Source organism: Marinobacter caseinilyticus, assembly GCF_011074955.1.
Classification (GTDB): domain Bacteria; phylum Pseudomonadota; class Gammaproteobacteria; order Pseudomonadales; family Oleiphilaceae; genus Marinobacter; species Marinobacter caseinilyticus.
This window is the reverse complement of sequence record NZ_WUQJ01000023.1, coordinates 270,040-289,226: the sequence shown is the minus strand read 5'-3', so window position 1 is coordinate 289,226 and position 19,187 is coordinate 270,040. Positions and strand designations below refer to the sequence as shown.

The following is a 19,187-nucleotide window of genomic DNA, read 5'->3' as shown; positions in this document are numbered from 1 at the left end:
AAAGCTTTGCCACTCACCGCCGCTGAACTGACTGCCCTGGTCTGAATGCACCATAACAACCCCGTGGGGCTTTCGGCGCCAGACTGCGGCTAACAGGGCATCCAGCGCCAAGTCGGCGGTCATGCGTGGCTTCATCGACCAGCCAACAACCTGACGAGAGAACAAATCAATAACGACTGATAAATAGAGCCAGCCTTCGTAGGTGCGGATATAGGTGATGTCGGTAACCCAGGCGAGATTGGGCGCTGCTACTTCAAACCGGCGATCGAGATGATTGGGTGATACCGCAGCAGGTTTACCACTGTAGTGGCCCGGGCGGCGTTTATATCCAGTCTGAGAGCGCAGCCCTTCGTGGCGCATAAGACGGGCTACCCGGTGCTTGCCACACGCCTCACCAGCTTCTCGTAGATCCTGATGAATCTTACGATATCCATAGACACCACCGCTTTCCAGCCAGGCATGCTTGATCTGTCCCAGCAGACGCTGATCTTCCCGAGCCCGGCCAGACAATGCATTACGGCACCAGGCATAATAGCCGCTGGGATGCACAGACAACATGCCGCACAGACGTCGTACCGGATACTGGCCCGCATGATCCCGAATAAACGCGTACCTCAGTCGGACTCTCTGGCGAAGTACGCGGTGGCCTTTTTTAATATATCTCGCTCTTCTGACACGCGTTTAAGCTCAGCCTTCAATCGCCGGTTTTCAGCTTGGAGGTCATCATCTTGCTGGCGCAGATCAGCAGGCTTGGAGTAGCGCTTTCTCCACTGATATAGGCTATGACTGGACACGCCCAGTCGGGCAGCAACATCGGCAACACGGTGGCCTTGCTCTACCACCTGTTTGACGGCTTCAATCTTAAATTCTTCGGTGTATTGTGGGTGTCTCATTGGCCCTCCTAAGTGCCTTTAGTATAAGGCCTGGAGGTGTCTATAAAACCCGGGGCGATTCAAGATGCATAGGTTCGCATACGCACTTGAGCTCATTTCTCCTATGCTCTTGAAGCAATATCCGGGACAGATCTGTTTTCGCGTCTTTGAAGAATAGTGCTAAAACTGACTCAAAACACCCAACTCCTGACCCTCGCCCTGAATAACCGACCCATACCCGGTGCCAGGATGATTCGCGAAGCCGAAGCAAACGCAGGATTGACGCATCACACGCGTTTCTAAGCAGAAGTGCCCTTCAGGCAGCAAATAATAGGTGATTTTTTGTCAGGAACAGGCAAAATGATTCGGTACGATCGCCTACGGAATACTCTGGAACACAACCACTCACGACACTCGGACGCGCCAACGTTAGCGTGCGCCCGTGTGCTCCACGATAACGGCATTCGGTCTGACGCGGATGTTTAATGCCAAACAAGACACCCATTGTTCATGAAAAATAAAGAATTCATTCATCAGCGGATCTGTATTTATCTGGGTCAAGAGTTTGACCCGTCGGTTGATGCGCAGGTGAAGGCGGCGTTGCGTAATAAATTCAACATCCGCTTGCCACAGAGGCCCTCACTGAACGAATCCCTGTCGCTTGCGACCAGTGACCATGAGATTATCGGGCTCATTTTACAATATCGGACCATGGGCCGATAAACCCGGCGTCAGGTCTGATCCTTTGCCGGTACGGGTCTCAATGGCTGCGGGCTAGACGCCTGACCCCACGCGCGGAGTTAATAACTCTGGGTAGCGCCTGACAGGCTGTGGATCGAACGGGCCTATCGCCGGGCAATGAAATCGATCTCGACCAGCGCGTCCACGGCCAGTGCCGTGACCCCGATGCAGGTCCGGGAAGGCAATTTCCCTGCCGCAAAATACGATTGGTACACTGCGTTCATCGGATAGAAATCGCGTTTAAATTCGGTCAGAAAGATTCGCACCGTCACCACGTCTTCTAGGCCCAGGCTCATCCCCTCGAGCACCAGTATCAGGTTATCCATCACCCGGCGCGTCTGCGCCTCGATGCCTTCCGGAAGGGCGGCGTCGGCATCCTCGGGATCGGTGGGCATCTGCCCGGTCAGAAACACCCATCCGTCAGTCTCGGTGGCGTGACAAAACGGGCCGACGGGCGTTGGCGCCTGCTCGATCATGTGAAATATGGGTGCAGTCATAGTATTTTAGTCTCGTGGTGAAGGCTGAGGGTCCGGTCGTGTGTCTGGGCTGTGACCGAAACCGGGACAGCTCTGTGGTTTATTCCTCAAGAGTAGCCAGTTCAGCCTTAAAAGGTAAGTGAGCGCCAACATCACGGTGCCGGTGACAACAACCGCCAGCGACCGATAACCAGCGCCGTCTAAACCCAGACGTGAAGGAGATTTCCGGATGTCGATACTGATCACGGGTGCCAATCGTGGCATCGGCAAGGCATTGGCCACGGCGTGGCAAACCGCAGGCACGGCGGTTATTCCAACCGCCCGCAATACCGCGGGCATGGAGCCACTGGATGTGACCGATCCGGCCAGTATCAACGCGCTGGCAAAGCGGTTCGAAGGGCGGCCAATCGCCACCCTGGTCTGCAACGCCGGTGTATCGCTGGATAAATTCGATGAGCTGGAAACCGGCTACGCCCCGGCCCTCTGGGCGCAGTCTTTTGCCGCCAATGTCACCGGGGTGTTTCTCGTGGTTCAGGCCCTGCTCCCGAATCTGCGGGCCAGCCGGGACACGGGCGGCACACCGAAAATCGCGATCATGGCCAGCCAGATGGGGGCCCAGAGCCAACCGGCCGGCGACCGGTTCATTTACCGCGCGTCCAAAGCCGCCGCCATCAACCTGGGGCGCAATCTCGCGGTCAGCCTTGAGAGTGAAGGGATCGCCGTGGGCATCTATCACCCGGGCTGGGTGGCCACTGACATGGGCGGTGATGCCGCCGACCTGACGCTCGATGAGGCCATACCCGGGCTACGCCGACAGATCGATAACCTCACCCTGGCCGACACCGGCTGCTTCAAATCGTGGGACGGGACGGACTGCGCGTTTTAAGGGTTAAAAACTGGGGCAGGCCAGCTGTGAGCGTGTAAGACTCTCACGGAAAGTATTTAAGGTGACTCTGGTCCGGGTTTTTACGTACGAACGTCGGATTTGGCAGGATCGACAAGGTTGCAAAGCACAGGTTTTCGCCGGCTTGTTAAATGGCAATGGAATAACGCCTAAACCCAATTGTGTTTGAAAAATGACCCGGTGCGGTTGTTAAAAGCCCATCAGCGATTGTTGTGACAATCCCATACGACGCGATAATACTCGACGCACTTTTTATGTGTAGTCGCGTGGTAAAGGCAACGGGCAATTGACGCAAAACCAGCGCAAACAAGGGTTGTGCCAACAAGGTTTGCGCCACCCATAATTAATGAGACCGCGACCCGCGACAGCGCAACAACAAGATTAAACCGTAGCAGGAAGGGGTACCAAATGGCCTTGCCCCGGGAAAGCAGAAATGTGGGGGTTAGGATGTAAGAGCGGCGAGCCGAAACAGAGCCAGAGAAACAGGCCGCACGTAGTGCTGAACCATTGTGAGAGCGGCAAAACCACAGGCACCGATAACAGTGCCAAGACTAAGACCTTGCACACGACGCGCCGATCATACGCCATAGGCCGCCGGGGAATGTCTCAGACTGTGGTGGGGCTTGTCCTTGTTTTGCCGGTTGTTTATCACACCTGACGCCTCCGTGCAGGTTGCTCTCCAATGGACCATCCGCCCAGTGCGCTGCCGCCGCCAGGATACTTGTGCACCTGTTCCTTAGTGGCGATCCGGCATGAGCAATGTAAGCATAGCCAACTCTTTTAGAACATAACCTTCACTCATCAACGGCCAAGGGCACTACTTTAACTCTGGTGATCGGGCTGTGATTTCGATTTCACATCCTGCCTGGATTCTTTTTTAGGTGGACTGCCCGGAATCCACCACTCACTTGCTATTTGCGCTGCTTCACCTGGCTTCAGGTGTCTTGTCCTCCATATCGAAAACAGGATGGAGCCACCGATAAGAACCCCGGTTGCCAACAGCGCAACTTCGGTTGGAATGACCTTGGTTCCGAACCAGGCATTGATAACCATCTTTACTCCCACGACGACCAACACCAGCGACAACCCGTACTTCAGGAAATGGAAGCGGTGCACAATGCCTGCCAGCGCAAAGTAAAGTGCCCTCAGCCCAAGGATTGCAAAGACGTTTGACGTATAGACGAGGAACGGGTCCGTGGTTATGGCAAAGATCGCCGGAATCGAGTCCAGAGCAAAAACCACGTCTGTCAGCTCAATGAGAATCAGCACCAGGAATAGCGGCGTCATATACCAGACGCCATCAACCGTCACAAAGAAGCGAGGCCCTGCGAATTGCTGCGTAATCTTAAAGCGCCGGTGTATAAACCTGACGATACGGTTATTGTCGACGTCTGGCTCCTGACCGACAGTCACCAACATTTTAATCCCCGTAAAGATCAGGAAAGCACCGAAAATATAGCTAACCCAATGAAATGCGTCGATAATCGTAGCGCCCGCCAGAATGAGCGTCCCACGCATCACCAAGGCGCCCAGAATGCCAAAAAAGAGCACACGGTATTGGTGCTGTGGGGGGACGGCAAAGTGGGTAAAGATCAGCATGAAGACAAAAATATTGTCGACACTGAGGCTCTTTTCTATCAGGTAGCCTGTAAGGAACTGATACCCCTCCGCTTCTCCAATGAAGGCAAAAATGCCGGCGGCGAATATCATTGCGAGCACGACATAACCAAGGCTGAGCCACAAGGCATGCCTGATGGTTATCTGCTTTTCACTTCGGTGTAGAAAACCGAGGTCCAGGGCGAGCAGCGTAAGGACAAATAGGTTGAACCCGACCCACATCCATATTGCGTCCACCGGTCATTAACCTCTCTAGGGTATTAGTTCCAGCTTCTTGCGAATTTCCTCGGTCGTCGGCCGCAATTGGGCGAGCCCTCTCCTTGACCGTCGCTGACCCAGATAATACAGAATTGGTGACGCAATAAAGACCGAGGAGCTGGTGCCAATCACAATGCCAAAAAGCATGGGCAAGGCAAAACTCGCCACGGCCGCTCCACCGGCAATGCCCATAGGCAACAGCGCTAAAAAGGTCGTTACCGAGGTAAACACAGTGCGGGTAAGCGTCGATGAAATGCTGTCGTTCACCAGATCCAGCATGGGGCGGTCCGGTGTCTTCCGGATGTTTTCCCGGATTCGGTCGAACACCACCACCTTATCGTTAACCGAATATCCCATCAGTGCGAGCAGTGCAGCGACCGCCGTCAGGTTGAACTCCACGCCGGCGAGGGCGAAAAATCCGATGGTTTTTGTGAGATCCAGTGTAATGGTCAGCGCGGCCGCCCAGGCGAAATGAGACTCGAAGCGGAACCAGAGGTACACCAGCATACCGGTACCGGCCAACAGGATTGCCAGAATGGTGGCATCGCTGAAGCCACTGCTGACTTTCGGCCCGACCATATCGACCTTCGGGAACTCGGCATTCGGTTCGATCAGTGTGACGGCGGTTTTGAGCAATGCCACCGGCTCCCCCATCTCTGCCGGCAAACGGATGAGAAAGCGCCCATCGGTGCCAGCTTCCTGAATGGCTGCGTCCTTAAGGTGTTGGGCCTGGAGTGTGGTTCGCAATTGATTCACAGTTACCCCTTTAGCCTGCACCTCGACCACCGTACCGCCGGTAAAATCAACGCCGTATTTCAGCCCCGGCTGCACAACCAGAGCGATCGAAGCAATGGAAAGCACCGCCGATACCACGAGACCCATGACGCGACCGCGCATGAAGTTCACGCCTCGCTCGCTCAGTCGATCAAGCAAGGCAACACCTGAAATCATCAGCGGTTTCCGTTCACGACCCCGGATGTGCCATTCCATGATCAAGCGGGTAACCGCTGTCGCCGTAAACAGGGACGTCATTAGGCCTATGCCAATGGTGACGGCGAAGCCCCGGACCGGACCGCTGCCAAACAGGAACAGCAGGCTGACCGCGATCAGGGTAGTGAAGTTGGAATCCAGAATCGTACTGTAGGCCTTGTCAAACCCCTCTCGGAGGGCCAGCCAGGCTGGCTTGCCTCGGCGAGATTCTTCACGCATACGCTCGTTGATCAGGATATTCGCATCCACCGCCATACCAATGGTGAGGATAATTCCCGCAATACCCGGAAGGGTCAGGGTCGCCCCCAAGAGACTCAATATTCCGAAGACCAACCCAATGTTCACCGTTAATCCGACACAGGCAATCAGCCCCCAGCGTCCATAAAGTCCTATCATGAAGGCAATCACCATGGCGGCACCCAGCAAGCCGGTAGTCAGCCCCATGGCAATGGCGTCACTGCCCAGGTCGGGGCCTACGGTACGTTCTTCCACCACATGCAAGGGAGCGGGCAAGGCTCCGGTCCGCAGCAGCAGGGCCAGGTTGCTGGCTTCTTTTGTGGTAAACCCACCGCTGATCTCACCGTTAGCGCCAATGGCGCTGCGGATCACCGGCGCTGTAATGACTTCACCATCCAGTACAATGGCCAGGGGCCGGCCAATGTTGTCCCGGGTCATGTCCCCAAACAGCCGGGCACCTGTGTCGTCCAGCTTGAAATTGACCACCGGCTCGTTCGTATCCGGGTTGAAAGTCATGTGGGCATCGCGGATGTGCTCGCCCGCCATGGCAACCCGTTTTTCCAGTCTGTATTGTCCGTCTTCATGGGCGCCCGGCAGGGTAATGGTTGCTACACCTTCCCCCCCTGTTTCCCGAGCCACCCAATGAAACGTCATTTTCGCCGTGGTCCCGAGCAATTCACGAATCTCGCTCGGGTCGGCAACTCCCGGCATTTGGACCAGAATGCCGTCGCTGCCCTGGCGGGTGATACTGGGCTCTACCAGTCCGGTTTCATCGAGCCGCCGCCTGACCACTTCCAGGCTTCGTTCTACCGCACCCCGTGAGACACTGGCCCGCCAGGACTCGGTCGGAGTCAGGACCAGGCGTCCGCTATTGATATCGACGTCGAACCGGCGCGTGCCATCCAGCGTTTCCGTAGCCAGTTCACGAGCAAATCCGGCGGCTTCGGACGCCCGTTCGGACTGTCGCACCGGTAGCTCGATACCTTTATCGGTTATCTGGAGGCGTCCGTAACGAATGCTTGCCTCACGCAGGGAGGTGGTTAACTCGCCTGCAATTGCTTCGAGCTCGCTGGCCATCAGTTCTTGGATGTCCGCTTCCAGAAGCAGGTGTGAGCCACCCTGAAGGTCCAGCCCCAGGGAAACCGTGTTCTGCTGGTACCCGTCAGGCAATTGACCGAACAAAGTGGGAGGAAGAAGGTTTGGTAACGCACTCAGCAACCCGAGCACAATGACCAAGCCGTAAACGACGGCCCGTGTATGCAACGATTTCATGGATAATCCTCGAAGAAAATTTCGCTAACCGGTATGACTGCCCAGACGCACAGCCATGAATAAGCGGAGGACTACGCCAGAGGGGGTGCGCGAAGAAGGGGGATCAGAAAACGAGGTGATGCTGGGGGGTATCCCGAATCCGCCGTGAAGTTGCAGATATTGCGGTAAAGGCGGGGCCAAAAAAGCATCGCACTGTTATGCCACCAGCCGGGATAATCCGGACCACCATCCGCTGCGACATCGTTCTTGGGTGTGCCGCTCATAGGCCTGATGGATTCTTTATGGCTGGCAGCAACCAAGTGATCCAGATTTCCAACAAACCCATGCTCTGCCGGTGCAGATGAGGCATGTTGGTGGGTAATAGAAAAGAGAAATACGAGCAGCAATGCCAGTAGTGGAAGTACTACAAGACGAATCTGGATCTGTCGGCGGAGGAGGTGATGAATGACGTTGTTCATTCTGCTGTCTCTAGACGTCTAATAAATCTTGAAATGCGGACCGACCGAAGTCAACGGATTTGTGAAGCCGGTTAAGGAAACTATTTAGCAGGATGTGAGGATGGAGTAGCGTCGAGTAAAACCAGGACAGATTTAATCTTGGCGCAGTACGCCTTTTAGGTGTGTCTGCCCCGGGTTTCCAGGCTCAATGTTCAAAGGCAACCCTGCCGCTTACCTGAGTTTTTATTTAAAAACAATATCTTGAAACTTTTCAATGCGCCTTATTTCGAACGATCACTCTGTAACTGGTTGAGTAACAATGTTTCAAAGTCCTTGGCTGGCAATGCTTTGCTGCACAGGTAGCCTTGCCATTGGTCGCAGCGATGCTCGCGTAAAAAATCGAGCTGAGCGTCGTATTCCACACCTTCGGCAATTACTTTCAGGCCGAGATTGTGGGCCAACGCGATAATGGCAGCGACAATAGAGGCATCATCTTGATCAGAGGTAACCCCTTGGGTAAAGGAGCGGTCAATCTTAATTGTATCGATGGGAAGACGCCGGAGTTTACTTAGGGACGAGTAACCCGTTCCGAAATCGTCGATTGAGGTTACAACGCCTGACTGCCTTAGGGTTGCCAGCATTTCAGTGGCGCGCGTTATGTCGTGCAAAAAGACCCCTTCGGTTAACTCCAGCTCCAGCCACTGGGGCGCCAACTTTGTCTCTGCTAACGTTTTTAGAATGACATCGACCAGGTTTCTTTGCTCAAATTGTCGCATCGACAAATTGACCGCGACCGGCATGGGCGTATATCCGGCCTCCTGCCAGGCTTTATTTTGCGAACATGCCTCCTTGAAAACCCATTCCCCGATTTCGAGGATTAGACCAGTTTCTTCCGCCAACGGGATAAATATATCCGGCGGTATAAAGCCCTGCACAGGATGACGCCAGCGCAATAGCGCCTCCATCGAAACAATTCGGCCGCTGGAACAATCTAATTGAGGTTGGTAATAAAGCTCCAGTTCTGCGTGTTTTATGGCGTTACGCAGGCTGTTTTGCAGGTCCGATTTTGCGGAGGCCTGGGCACTCATGTCTGATGAGTAAAACTGATAATTATTACGTCCGAATTGTTTCACTTTGTACATTGCTGTATCGGCGTTGCGCAGCAAAAGCTCGACACTGTCACCGTCATTTGGATAAAGGGCAATACCAATACTGGCGCCGATAAAAAATTCCCGGCCGCCAACCAGATACGGTTTAGACAGTGTCTGAACGAGGTTGTCAGCAATGGGTGCGATGGCTTCCGGCCCTGCAATATCAAGCAGCGCCAGCGTAAATTCATCACCACCCAAGCGAGCGACGGTATCGCTTTTCCGCACGCAGTTGAGAAGTCTTTCGGCCACCATTCGCAACAACTGATCACCTTCCGCATGTCCGACGGTGTCGTTGACGTTCTTAAAGTGATCCAGATCCAAGAACAAGACAGCCAGCAACTGGCCATTACGTTCGGCGTAGGTAATGGATTGCTGCAGGCGATCCTGAAAGCATACCCGATTGGGCAATTCGGTGACGGCGTCGTAATTGGCCAGAAGCTGCTCGTGTTTGCGAGCTATTTCCAGTTCCTTATAAGCTTTGGCCAGTTCCCGGGATTCCTTACGAACCATCTCGGCAACTGCCGCTTCTGCGGCAAGCTTTTTTTCTTTCGCCGCTCTTTGTTCAATCTCACCAAGTAGCTTTCGAAGCTCTTCGTTTTTCGTTTGAAGCTCAACCAACAGCTCTGCTCTGGTCAAGCGAGCAAGCGTCTCCCGTTGCTGCTCGACAAAAGGTTCCGTGGGCTTGAAGTGTGGATCTGGCAGGTACTTGAACACGAGAAAACTTTGATGATTGTCCTCAGGGCGATTTAGGTTTGTGTGATCGAAGAAACCCCCCGTTCGTTCAGACACCAGCGCACTGCTCTCCGGCGCCGTGGCACTGTCCATTCCCTGAAAATTCAAGAGTAGGCCAAACCCTTGTTCTCTCTCGTCAAAGGCAACAATAACAAAGGCATAGGCATGGTTACGATACAGGCTGCGACACAAGTCCGAGACTAGGGTGGCCAGCCGTGTGGCATCAATGGCGTTAAATTCAAGATTCTCGGCCAACAAGCGGATCTTATTTCTCGATCCGACAATGGCAGCGGTATTTTCTATCGACAGGCGCCCTAGCTCAATCATTTGTCACACCTTGACCACTATGCAGCTGGCATCGTCATCTTTTTTACCGAACTCGGAAACCAGGGTCTCAGCAATGTCGCGCGCACTGCTCCCCTGACGACTCACAACCTCGCTGAAATCAAGGTGGGCTGGCAAGCCGTCGCTGTGTAGCACCAGTATTGCACCTTCGGACAAAACCAAGGTCTCTTCACGAAGTGTGCTTATGATGTAGCCCACGATGCCTTCGCGTGGCACAAACCTGATTGGTTTTGGCGCGTATATTTTCACGCTGATGTTGCCAACTCCGACATAGTTCAACATACCGGTTCGTTGGTTGAGTCGGCATAACGCTACCACGGCGCACCGCGTCCCCTTCAGGTGTTTGTGCAGGCCTTGCATGATGTCAATCAGACTGTTTTTCAGTCTCGCGCCGTCCAGGTACTTAGCGGCGCCGGCTGCGGCGATATGCGCTTCGCTACCATGTCCTAATCCATCGACCAGAGCAATGAACAACTCGTCGCCAAGTTGTTTGATTACGCCGGTGTCGCCGCTGACTTCCTCGTCGGAATGCACTCGAACCACGAAGGCGTGATCTGTTGACCGGCTTGTCATAACCACTTTCTCACCACAATCTGTGTTCCCAGGAGTCGTTTTTCATCAAATACAAATTCATCCGTGAGGCGCTTCGCCCCTGGAAGCCCCAGGCCCAGTGTTCCCTTAGTGCTGTACCCTTCGCCCAAAGCCTGGTTGATGTCGTTTATTCCCGGGCCGCCATCCTCCGCAACTACTTCAATACCCTGTTCGCCGGCGCGTTCCAAAGGCCTTAATGTAATAACCCCTGATCCTGCGTGCAGGAAGATGTTTCGTGCCAGTTCGCTGACCGCCGTGGCGATCATAAACTGATCTATGTTGCTAAATCCGATGGATTTCGATAAAAAATGTGCCTCGAAAATTGCGTGCGCTATATCCGCCTCTTCCGCTATTTCGATGCGTTGTTCTTCATTGTCCATGATGGAATTAATCAACTGACCCAGCGCCATCGTCAGTGGGGAGTATCTCGGCAAAGCCCTCGTCATCTCCAAGCACAATGCTTGTCGGATATTCATCATCGATGCCGTCTGCGGTGTTTTGCTCTACCGCTTCATTATCTGCCGTATTCTGGATGGTTCCATTGGGCCAAACAAAAGGCTCCAGCATCTGAAGTGCTTGCTCTGCGGTCAGGGCCGTGCGGATATCCGCCAGACTGATATCCAGGTCTGTCAGTGCAATCGCCACCACAGGTTTAATACCTACCAGAACTGTCTGGGCGCCAAGCATTGTGGCCATCCTGGTCATGTCTGAAAAGGATTTGGCGATGAAGGAATCCATGATTTCGACCGTTGACACGTCAAGAACAACACCTTTGACGCCTGATTCATGGACCTTTTTCAGCACGTCTTCCTGTAACTGATTCACCATGTTGTCGTAAAGTTCTGCCTGGACAGAGACAATAAGACAGCCCCGTATTATGTGCATGCTGACTTGAGAAAAAACGGGTTGATCATCCATGTAAGGCTCACCTGTATGCCACATCACCAGTCCCGCATCGCCGATTGTTCTGCGGGTATTACTTGCGTGCGGTTGTCGTCGAGGCTCTTACGTCGAGGCCGAGGGTTTGAAATGCGTAGAGTACGGCATCTCTTAAGGTCGCCCGCGTGACGACGGTCGTCAATGGAATGCCCAATTGCACCAGCGTTTGCGCAATTGCTGGCGATATCCCGGAAACAATACAAGTACAACCCATGAGTTGCGTGGCCTGAGTGATTTTGATGAGATGGTTGGCCACGGCCGTGTCAACCGTCTCCACGCCCTCTATGTCGAGGATCACCACTCTGGCTTCAGTCTCCGCCACTTTAGACAGCATGGAATCCATAATTGTCTGGGCTCGCTGGGAATCGACAACGCCTACTATAGGGAGCATAAGGACACGTTCCCAGAGAAGAGTGACCGGAGTATATGTCTCCATTATTTTTTTTCTTGATGTCGTTGCCGTCATATTATTAACCAATGTGAAGTTTGAATAAGTGTGCACTATAAAAGGGCGACTTTGTAAAGTTTGAGTGAGTGCGCACTATAAAAAGGCGACTTTTTTATAGTCGCCGGTCAAGCGGATTAAATTCAACACAAACTCAATTGACGCTAGCACGTGTCTGCGTTATTTGTACACCGTAACCTAATCACATCTTGAAGCGGGTGACTTGCGTGTTGAGCCCTTCCGCAAGCCGTGCCAGTTCTGCGCTGGCAGAAGCAACCTGTTCGGTGGAAGCAGCAGACTGATCACCCACATCGCGGATCAGAGTGATATTTTGATTAATCTCTTCCGCCACGGAACTCTGCTCTTCAGCGGCGGTTGCAATCTGGTTGTTGTGCTGGCGAATTTGTTCAACCCCTTGTGCCATTTCCTGAATAACGGAGCCAGCCAGTTGCGCCCGCTCAAGTGTTTGTTCAGCACGCGTGCGTCCGGTCTCCATGCTGGTAACCGATGTTCCCGCGCTGGTGACCAGATTGCTGATCAGGGTTTCAATCTCGGCTGCGGAGCTTTGAGTGCGCTGAGCCAATGACCGGACTTCATCTGCGACCACAGAGAAACCGCGCCCGTGTTCGCCCGCACGGGCGGCCTCAATGGCGGCATTGAGTGCTAGCAGGTTGGTCTGATCGGCAACCGACTTGATCACGTCCAACACAGAAACAATGTTGTTGGTGTCCGCTTGCAGGCCGGTGAGCTGGTCCATTACGTTGGCGCTTTGTTCGTTCAGGTCCGCGACTAACTCTAGGGTTTCTCTGACGGCTTTTTGACCGTTGTCGGATTTTTCGCTGGCTTGATTAGCCGCCTCAAAAGCCGCTTCAGCACTTTTGGCCACGTCATTAACAGTCGCAACCATCTCATTCATGGCGGTGGCAACCTGATCGGTTTGGCTTTGCTGTTCCGCCACTCCCTTACTGGTCTGATTGGTCACTATGGAAAGCTCTTCCGAAGAGGAGGCAATGCTGGACGCCCCGGTGTCGATCTCGCGAATCAGCTCTCTGAGATTGGTAATCATGGTGGCAAAAGCGGTAAGCAACTGGCCGAACTCATCACCTCGCTGGCTCCGGACACTTACAGTCAGGTCGCCTGAGGCAACCTTGTTGGCAATATAGACCGCTTCGTTGATTGGCCGGGTAATTGAACGGGTCAGTAACCATCCAAGGACGATGGCAATGAGGAAGGCGCTCCCTGACACGATAAGGATTTCTGCAACCGCGAGCTCATACACTTCCTGCAACTCCGCCTGCACTCCATGTTTAAGATCCTCCATGATGTCAATAGTACTGGTTGCAACAGCGTACATTTGCTCTTCAATGGATCTGACGATTTCTGGTTGCCCGGAAGTGCCGGTTTCATAACTTTTCAGGAGATCCTCATAGGACCTGATACCGTCAAGAATTTGTTCTGCCTGCTGTCGGTTTTCGTTGCCTTTCTCTTGCATTTCGATCAGAAGCGGCGCTGTACTTTTAGCTTCACCGATGAACTTGAAGGCGCGATTGATGTATTTTGAGTCCTGCGTAATCGTAAAGCTTTTCTCGGCTCTTTCCGTTTTCAATAAGGCAATTTCAGTGTCGTTGGCGTGTTTTAGCATCGCAACGCCCTGGTGATATTCATGAAGCGAAAAAATACCGACGGCGGTTACAATGGCGAGAAGTATGAGCAGGGTGGTGAAGCTGGCCGCCAATTTTTTACTGACGGCAAGGTTTCCAAAAAAATGTTTGAGCGGCATAAAAGTAGTCCTCAGAATAAATAGGAAAACAATGATTTTCAATCAATACATATTAGTGGAGCGGCCTGTTAGTTACGAACTTTAGCTCAGACTTGGATTTCTTTTGGTAGCCAAGTCTTTCACAAATAGTTGTCGCTAAACCGGAAAAATTAATTGCCCCGGTGTAGTCTAATGAGACTAACGGCAAGCAAGATCAATAATGACGGTTCGGGTACATCAAATGGAATGATATTAGGATGAGAGAGTTTATGATCCCCAGCACGTCTTGGAGTGAGAAACGTATTTGACAGTACTTCACTTAATTTCATGTCGTAGGCGCCTATAACCAGTAAATAATTGCCCGGTGATATAAACACTGAAAAACAGGAGTCTAATCCCGCATTGTTATTATCATCAACAAAAATGAAGTCTCCGGCATCAAGTGAGTCATCATTCATTGGCAACCTTTACCATTAAATCTGGCAAATCTGATCTTGTCGCGCCGTCACATTTAAGCCGGATGCAACAACATCAATTTTTGTTGTTCCCGCAGTATTTATGGCAAATGGGCGGACGAACCGCCCGACTTCGACGTTCGGGCTTTTGCCGGCGTGTCAGTGCCTGGCCTGCAAGGCCGACCGGGATCAACTGCCGAGGCAGGTTCCGATACTGGTGTCAGAAAGGAGAAAAGTTCTCAGGGGCTTGGTCACGAAGAATGGGTAAAGCATGCACATGGTGTTGATCGTAATAAAAAATTGGAATTAAAGGCGTCGCGGCAGGTAATCGAGTCAATAATGTCGATGACGGTGCGTATCAAAAGCAGTGGTCAGGCACAGGCTTTGGGGCGGCCTCGTTGGTGCGAGGGTAAAGGGGTCAACGCCACCGCTTAACCCAATTTCCCGCCCAGCAATATCCGCACCGCCTTGCAGGCGTCTTCCAGTTCTTCCTCGCGGGGTTCACGGTCGCAGATGACATCGCTGTAAAGGCAGGACTCCGCCAGCCGGACCATAAAATAAGACAGGCTGTCGGTCTTCATCGGCGGCCGCAGGTGACCCTCGGCGATCTGTTCCCGCAGGGTGCGGGCGTTGGCTTTCACCACCCGGCTGTGGATGGTGGAACTGGTGGAGGTCAGTATGCGCAGGGCGTATTCCGGGTCCTGGCTGATGAAGGTGCGTAAGGGCCTGGAATTGAGCAGTTTACGATTGATCCGGCGGTAGACACCGACAATGTAGTCGACGCCGTGGCCTTGGGTCTGGGCGAGGGCTTTGGTGCGAATGGGCTCGTAGGTGGACCAGAGGATTTCGCCCAGCAGCAGGTCTTTGTTGCCCACCCAGCGGAACAAGGTGGCGCGCCCGATGTTGAGCTCTTCCGCCAACGAGGCGAGGTGGATGCGCTCGCCGACAATCCACAGTTCCCGGGCCCTGCGAAAGGCATCCTGCGGCGTGGCCCTGGACGTTTTGAGTCCGTCGTCCGAGCCGGTTATTTGCGAAGGGGGTTCGGTTGCCCTCACCACTGCTACCTCTTGCGCCGTTCACTGACAGGAGGATCCGGGCGTGTGCACGGTTCCACGATGTATTGCGAGATTACTGGGCGGGTGGGGCAAAAGCAATGCAACTGTCGGCCAGTTCTGTCGATTCCCGGATCGGTGAAGGGGTCGGTTAAAGCAAATAACGTTTCACTTCTTGACGGTGAGGTTAAAATAATGGAATTTAGTTTCACAAAATAAAGACAATTCACGGATAAGTCAGAGGCCCCCATGAAGACGCGCATTACCGAGCTATTCCAGATTGAGCACCCCATTATTCAGGGCGGCATGCACCACGTCGGCTATGCCGAACTGGCCGCCGCGGTCTCCAACGCCGGGGGGCTGGGCATCATCACCGGGCTGACCCAGCCTACGCCGGAGGCACTGGCGCGGGAAATTGCCCGCTGCCGTGAGATGACGGACAAGCCGTTCGGGGTCAACCTGACGTTTTTGCCGTCGTTCAAGGCGCCGCCTTACCCGGAGTACATTCAGGCCATCATCGACGGTGGCGTGACCGTGGTGGAAACCGCCGGTCGCAGCCCGGAGCAATACATGCCGGCGATGAAGGCGGCGGGTATCAAGGTGATTCACAAATGCACCTCAGTCCGCCATGCCCTGAAAGCCGAAAAGATTGGCTGCGATGCCGTCAGCGTGGATGGTTTCGAGTGCGGCGGTCACCCGGGTGAGGACGATATCCCGAACTTTATCCTGCTGCCCCGCGCCGCGGAAGAACTGACCATTCCGTTCGTCGCCTCCGGCGGTATGGCCGATGGCCGCAGTCTGGTGGCTGCCATGGCGCTGGGCGCGGAAGGCATGAACATGGGCACGCGCTTCATCGCCAGCCAGGACGCGCCCGTGCACGACAACGTCAAGCAGGCCCTGGTGGCCGCCGACGAGCTTCAGACCCGGTTGATCATGCGAGGCCTGCGTAACACCGAGCGGGTGCTGAAAAACGCGGCGGTGGACGAGATTGTCCGGATTGAGGCGCTGAAAGGGCCGGCGATCGAGATCGACGATATCCGGCATCTGGTCACCGGGGTTCAGGGTCGCAAGGTGCTGCAGGACGGCCAGATGGACGCCGCGGCCTGGAGTTGCGGCATGGTGGCCGGGCTGATCCACGACATCCCCACCTGTGAGGTGCTGATTGGCCGCATCATGGCGCAGGCCAATGCCCTCATCCGTGAGCGTTTGAGCGGCATGTTGTCGTAAACCGTTGCGTTAAACGGTCGTCGTAAACGGTTCAGCCACCGTTCAGTGCCACTGTTCAATACCACAGCTGCCCCACCGGTGTGTCGGGTGAGAAGTGGTGCTGTATCTGCGCCTGCAGCAGCTCCGCCGAGGCCAGGGCGTCGGTCAGCGCGTGGTGGGGCGGGTAATGGGGTAAGCCGTAGCGGAGGCGACTGTCCCCGAGCCGGATGGACAGGGGTTCCTGGCCCCGCAGCCGTCCGAACCAGGTGGGCTGGCGGTTCGGATGCACGTCCGCTTCGATGGCCATGGTGTCGATCACGGGAAACTCGATGCCTTCTTTCAGGCGCCACCGCAGCGCCACATCCAGAAACGGTCGCTCAATGCCACGGTGGTGCACCACCACTACTTTACCGGCGAGTGCGTCCAGCAGTTCGTCCAGCACCTCCGTCAGGTCAGGCGCCTGATCAATGTCGGTGTGGGTGATGCCATGGATGGTCACCGAACTCTGATGCAGCGGCAACGGCGGCCGCACCACCCAGTGCTGGGCTGCATTGCAGCGGATGCGTCGGGTGTCCAACGGGATTAAACCGACACTGACGATGGAGTGCCGGTTGGGGTCCAAACCGGTGGTTTCAAAATCCAGCGCCACCAACGGCGTGTCCGCCAGCGCGGTATCGGGCGTCACGCAGCCGGTTTCGTAAAACCGTTTCAGCCGTGGGTCGTTGGTGGTGTCGGCCAGCAGCCGAAAGCGCGCCGGCCAGTCAATCATGGCGGGGCGTTCAGGCGTGGGGTTTGCGTTGTCAGGTCCGGACATGGCCATCAGGAAACGTTGCGCCCCGCCGGTGCGTGGTAGCGATAGCGCAGGAACTTCTGGCCGCTACTGAGAATCTGGAAGGCGTCCTTGAGGTTGCGCCGCTCAAACGGCGACAGGTCTTCCGGCCGCACGCTGTTGTCCGGTGCGTTGCCCGCCTCGATGGCCAGGGACTGATGACGGATACGCACAATGGCGATGAATTCCAGCGCGTCCCGCAGGTTCTCGACGCTGCCCTCGGGCAGCAGCTTGGTGTCGGCAATGGCCCGCAGGCGTTCAAACGAATTCTGCGCCCGTGAGCCACAGGCCAGTGCGTGGACCCGGATCAGGTCGGACAGAGGCGCGGTGCCCCGGCGCTTGAGGTTGATGGTGTTGTTCTGTTTGCCGTCCTGCTCCATCACAAAGGTGCGGAAAAACCCCAGCGGCGGTGTCCGGTTGAGTGCGTTACGGGCCATCAGCGCCAGGAAACGCTGGCTCTTCATGGCTTTTTCCGCCACCAGGGTTTTGAGTTCCTCGGTGTAAGCGGTATCGCCGTGAATGCCTTCCAGATCGAAGAAGATGTTGCTGTTCAGCAGGGCTTGCGCCTTGGGGTTTTCGATCCAGTCGGTGAAGTAGTCTTTCCAGACACTCAGCGGTTGCCGCCATTTGGTGTTGGTGGCCATGATGTCGCCGGTGCAATAGGAGTAGCCGCAGGCGGCCAGGCCGTCGCTGACAAACTTGGCGAGTGCCTTGAAGTAGTCGTCGTGCTGGACCGGATCGAAGCGGTCGTCCAACACCATGGCGTTGTCCTGATCGGTCACCACCAGCTGCTCGTCCCGGGCCATGGAGCCCAGCGCCATAAAGCAATAGGGTATGGGGGGTGGGCCCAGCGCTTCCTCACCCAGCTCCAGCAGCCGCTGGCAGAAACTGCGGCCGATGCCCGCCATGGCACTGCCGATCATGTGGGAATTGGCGTCTTCGCTCACCATGCGGATGAAACTGTCGCGCACATCGCGGCTGACTTCCTTGAGCCCGCTCACATCCGATTGCCGGAAGATATTGCTGACCACGAACAAGGTGCTTTGGGACTCGTATTTGACGATGTCGGACAGCCCGATGATACCTCGGGGCTGACCTTTCGGGTCCACCACCGGGAGGTGATGAACGTTGTTGTGCAGCATCATCAGCATGGCTTCGAAGATAAAGGCTTCGGAGCGGATGGTGATCAGGCCGGTGGACATGATATCCGAGACCGGCGTCTCCGAGGGCAGCGCTTCGGTCAGCGCGCGGGTCCGCAAATCCCGGTCGGTGATAATGCCCGCCATCTGCGGCGGGTCCCCGGACTCGTCCATCAGCAGCAACGCCGACACGCCTTGCTCCGTCATGATGCGGGCGGCTTCCTGCAGGCGTACGCAGGACGGCGCCATCACCGGCGGCCGCGAGATCAGCCGGGTAATCTTGGCGTTCATCAGGTTACCGGATTTGCTTTGTCGGGCAACGGCGGTGCGCAGCCGGGTCCGGTCTTCAATCTCGACAAAATCGGCAAAGCTTTCTTCGGTTTCCCACAGCTCCTGAAACAGGGCGGCGGGAATGCAGTAAATCAGGGTGTCTTCCAGGGCCTTGGCGGGGAACCGCACGGTCTTGTTCATCATCAGGCCAAACTGGCCAAAGATATCGCCCTCGGTGAGTCGGTTGTAGAGTTCCCCCGAGCGCCGGAAAATCTCGACCGCACCGCTGCGGATAAAGTTCAGGTCGGTGCTGGGCTGATCCAGTTCCAGAATGGTGCTGCCGGCGCGGAAATAGGCGATCTCCACCTGGTTGACGATCTTGTCGAGGGTGGCCTCGGGCAGGCCGTCAAAAGGCTCATATTGGCTCAGGTGGTTGCGGATTTCGATGAGCTCGGCTTGCATGGTAACTT

Annotated in this window: 16 protein-coding genes and 1 pseudogene; 3 read left to right on the top strand and 14 right to left on the bottom strand. The window is 55.0% G+C overall.

The features are described 5' to 3' along the window. Positions 1–893: pseudogene (locus GRX64_RS12955) on the bottom strand (IS3 family transposase); the annotation flags it as partial. Between the two features lie 489 nt (positions 894–1,382). On the opposite strand from GRX64_RS12955, the gene GRX64_RS12950 reads away from it, so the two are divergent. Continuing rightward, entirely contained in the window at positions 1,383–1,595 is a 213-nt protein-coding gene (locus GRX64_RS12950) for a hypothetical protein (RefSeq protein WP_166267832.1), read from the top strand. A 122-nt stretch (positions 1,596–1,717) separates the two neighbouring features. Here the strand turns inward: GRX64_RS12950 and GRX64_RS12945 are convergent, their stop codons facing one another. Then, positions 1,718–2,110 (bottom strand): RidA family protein, encoded by a 393-nt coding sequence (locus GRX64_RS12945; protein WP_166267830.1) that lies wholly within the window; start codon positions 2,108–2,110, stop codon positions 1,718–1,720. Positions 2,111–2,318: 208 nt separating this feature from the next. Between GRX64_RS12945 and GRX64_RS12940 the strand changes: the two genes are divergently transcribed. Beyond that, entirely contained in the window at positions 2,319–2,975 is a 657-nt protein-coding gene (locus tag GRX64_RS12940; RefSeq protein WP_166267828.1) for an SDR family NAD(P)-dependent oxidoreductase, read from the top strand. Between the two features lie 840 nt (positions 2,976–3,815). Here GRX64_RS12940 and GRX64_RS12935 read toward each other — a convergent pair. The 10 genes from GRX64_RS12935 to GRX64_RS12890 form a co-directional block, all read right to left on the bottom strand. After that, positions 3,816–4,847, bottom strand: coding sequence for a TerC family protein (locus GRX64_RS12935; protein ID WP_345790080.1), 1,032 nt, complete (start codon positions 4,845–4,847; stop codon positions 3,816–3,818). Positions 4,848–4,862: 15 nt separating this feature from the next. After that, positions 4,863–7,367 carry a protein translocase subunit SecD gene (secD, locus tag GRX64_RS12930; protein ID WP_166267826.1) on the bottom strand — a complete coding sequence of 835 codons (2,505 nt, stop codon included), beginning with the start codon at positions 7,365–7,367 and terminating at the stop codon, positions 4,863–4,865. A 71-nt stretch (positions 7,368–7,438) separates the two neighbouring features. Next, the gene (locus GRX64_RS12925; RefSeq protein WP_166267825.1) at positions 7,439–7,825 is read right to left on the bottom strand and encodes a hypothetical protein; all 387 of its coding nucleotides are present in this window, start codon (positions 7,823–7,825) and stop codon (positions 7,439–7,441) included. A 260-nt stretch (positions 7,826–8,085) separates the two neighbouring features. After that, complete coding sequence (locus GRX64_RS12920; protein WP_166267823.1) at positions 8,086–10,014, bottom strand: putative bifunctional diguanylate cyclase/phosphodiesterase; 1,929 nt, start codon at positions 10,012–10,014, stop codon at positions 8,086–8,088. Positions 10,015–10,017: 3 nt separating this feature from the next. After that, positions 10,018–10,566: a SpoIIE family protein phosphatase gene (locus tag GRX64_RS12915; RefSeq protein ID WP_166267821.1), complete on the bottom strand. Its 549-nt coding sequence runs from the start codon at positions 10,564–10,566 to the stop codon at positions 10,018–10,020. A gap of 35 nt (positions 10,567–10,601) precedes the next feature. After that, positions 10,602–11,003, bottom strand: coding sequence for an anti-sigma regulatory factor (locus GRX64_RS12910; protein ID WP_207308798.1), 402 nt, complete (start codon positions 11,001–11,003; stop codon positions 10,602–10,604). A gap of 7 nt (positions 11,004–11,010) precedes the next feature. After that, entirely contained in the window at positions 11,011–11,541 is a 531-nt protein-coding gene (locus tag GRX64_RS12905; protein WP_207308797.1) for an STAS domain-containing protein, read from the bottom strand. Between the two features lie 58 nt (positions 11,542–11,599). Continuing rightward, the gene (locus GRX64_RS12900) at positions 11,600–11,953 is read right to left on the bottom strand and encodes an STAS domain-containing protein (protein ID WP_282433949.1); all 354 of its coding nucleotides are present in this window, start codon (positions 11,951–11,953) and stop codon (positions 11,600–11,602) included. A gap of 256 nt (positions 11,954–12,209) precedes the next feature. Continuing rightward, a complete protein-coding gene (locus GRX64_RS12895) occupies positions 12,210–13,829 on the bottom strand; it encodes a methyl-accepting chemotaxis protein (protein WP_235937665.1) in 1,620 nt (539 codons plus the stop codon). An 823-nt stretch (positions 13,830–14,652) separates the two neighbouring features. Next, on the bottom strand, positions 14,653–15,279 hold the full coding sequence (locus GRX64_RS12890) for a QsdR family transcriptional regulator (RefSeq protein ID WP_235937664.1): 627 nt from the start codon (positions 15,277–15,279) through the stop codon (positions 14,653–14,655). Positions 15,280–15,522: 243 nt separating this feature from the next. On the opposite strand from GRX64_RS12890, the gene GRX64_RS12885 reads away from it, so the two are divergent. Then, complete coding sequence (locus GRX64_RS12885) at positions 15,523–16,500, top strand: NAD(P)H-dependent flavin oxidoreductase (protein ID WP_166267819.1); 978 nt, start codon at positions 15,523–15,525, stop codon at positions 16,498–16,500. Between the two features lie 55 nt (positions 16,501–16,555). Here GRX64_RS12885 and GRX64_RS12880 read toward each other — a convergent pair whose 3' ends face one another. Both GRX64_RS12880 and GRX64_RS12875 read right to left on the bottom strand, forming a co-directional pair. Continuing rightward, the gene (locus tag GRX64_RS12880) at positions 16,556–17,293 is read right to left on the bottom strand and encodes a 3'-5' exonuclease (protein WP_166267875.1); all 738 of its coding nucleotides are present in this window, start codon (positions 17,291–17,293) and stop codon (positions 16,556–16,558) included. A gap of 5 nt (positions 17,294–17,298) precedes the next feature. Next, positions 17,299–19,179, bottom strand: a complete 1,881-nt coding sequence (locus GRX64_RS12875) for a putative nucleotidyltransferase substrate binding domain-containing protein (protein ID WP_166267817.1) — start codon at positions 19,177–19,179, stop codon at positions 17,299–17,301. Positions 19,180–19,187 lie beyond the last annotated feature (8 nt).

Bases quoted from the DNA above. Each gene is read 5' to 3' on its own strand.
- GRX64_RS12950 (WP_166267832.1), top strand. From the start codon at position 1,383: ATGAAAAATAAAGAATTCATTCATCAGCGGATCTGTATTTATCTGGGT.
- GRX64_RS12945 (WP_166267830.1), bottom strand. From the start codon at position 2,110: ATGACTGCACCCATATTTCACATGATCGAGCAGGCGCCAACGCCCGTC.
- GRX64_RS12940 (WP_166267828.1), top strand. From the start codon at position 2,319: ATGTCGATACTGATCACGGGTGCCAATCGTGGCATCGGCAAGGCATTG.
- secD (WP_166267826.1), bottom strand. From the start codon at position 7,367: ATGAAATCGTTGCATACACGGGCCGTCGTTTACGGCTTGGTCATTGTG.
- GRX64_RS12925 (WP_166267825.1), bottom strand. From the start codon at position 7,825: ATGAACAACGTCATTCATCACCTCCTCCGCCGACAGATCCAGATTCGT.
- GRX64_RS12920 (WP_166267823.1), bottom strand. From the start codon at position 10,014: ATGATTGAGCTAGGGCGCCTGTCGATAGAAAATACCGCTGCCATTGTC.
- GRX64_RS12910 (WP_207308798.1), bottom strand. From the start codon at position 11,003: ATGGACAATGAAGAACAACGCATCGAAATAGCGGAAGAGGCGGATATA.
- GRX64_RS12905 (WP_207308797.1), bottom strand. From the start codon at position 11,541: ATGGATGATCAACCCGTTTTTTCTCAAGTCAGCATGCACATAATACGG.
- GRX64_RS12900 (WP_282433949.1), bottom strand. From the start codon at position 11,953: ATGCTCCCTATAGTAGGCGTTGTCGATTCCCAGCGAGCCCAGACAATT.
- GRX64_RS12885 (WP_166267819.1), top strand. From the start codon at position 15,523: ATGAAGACGCGCATTACCGAGCTATTCCAGATTGAGCACCCCATTATT.
- GRX64_RS12880 (WP_166267875.1), bottom strand. From the start codon at position 17,293: ATGTCCGGACCTGACAACGCAAACCCCACGCCTGAACGCCCCGCCATG.
- GRX64_RS12875 (WP_166267817.1), bottom strand. From the start codon at position 19,179: ATGCAAGCCGAGCTCATCGAAATCCGCAACCACCTGAGCCAATATGAG.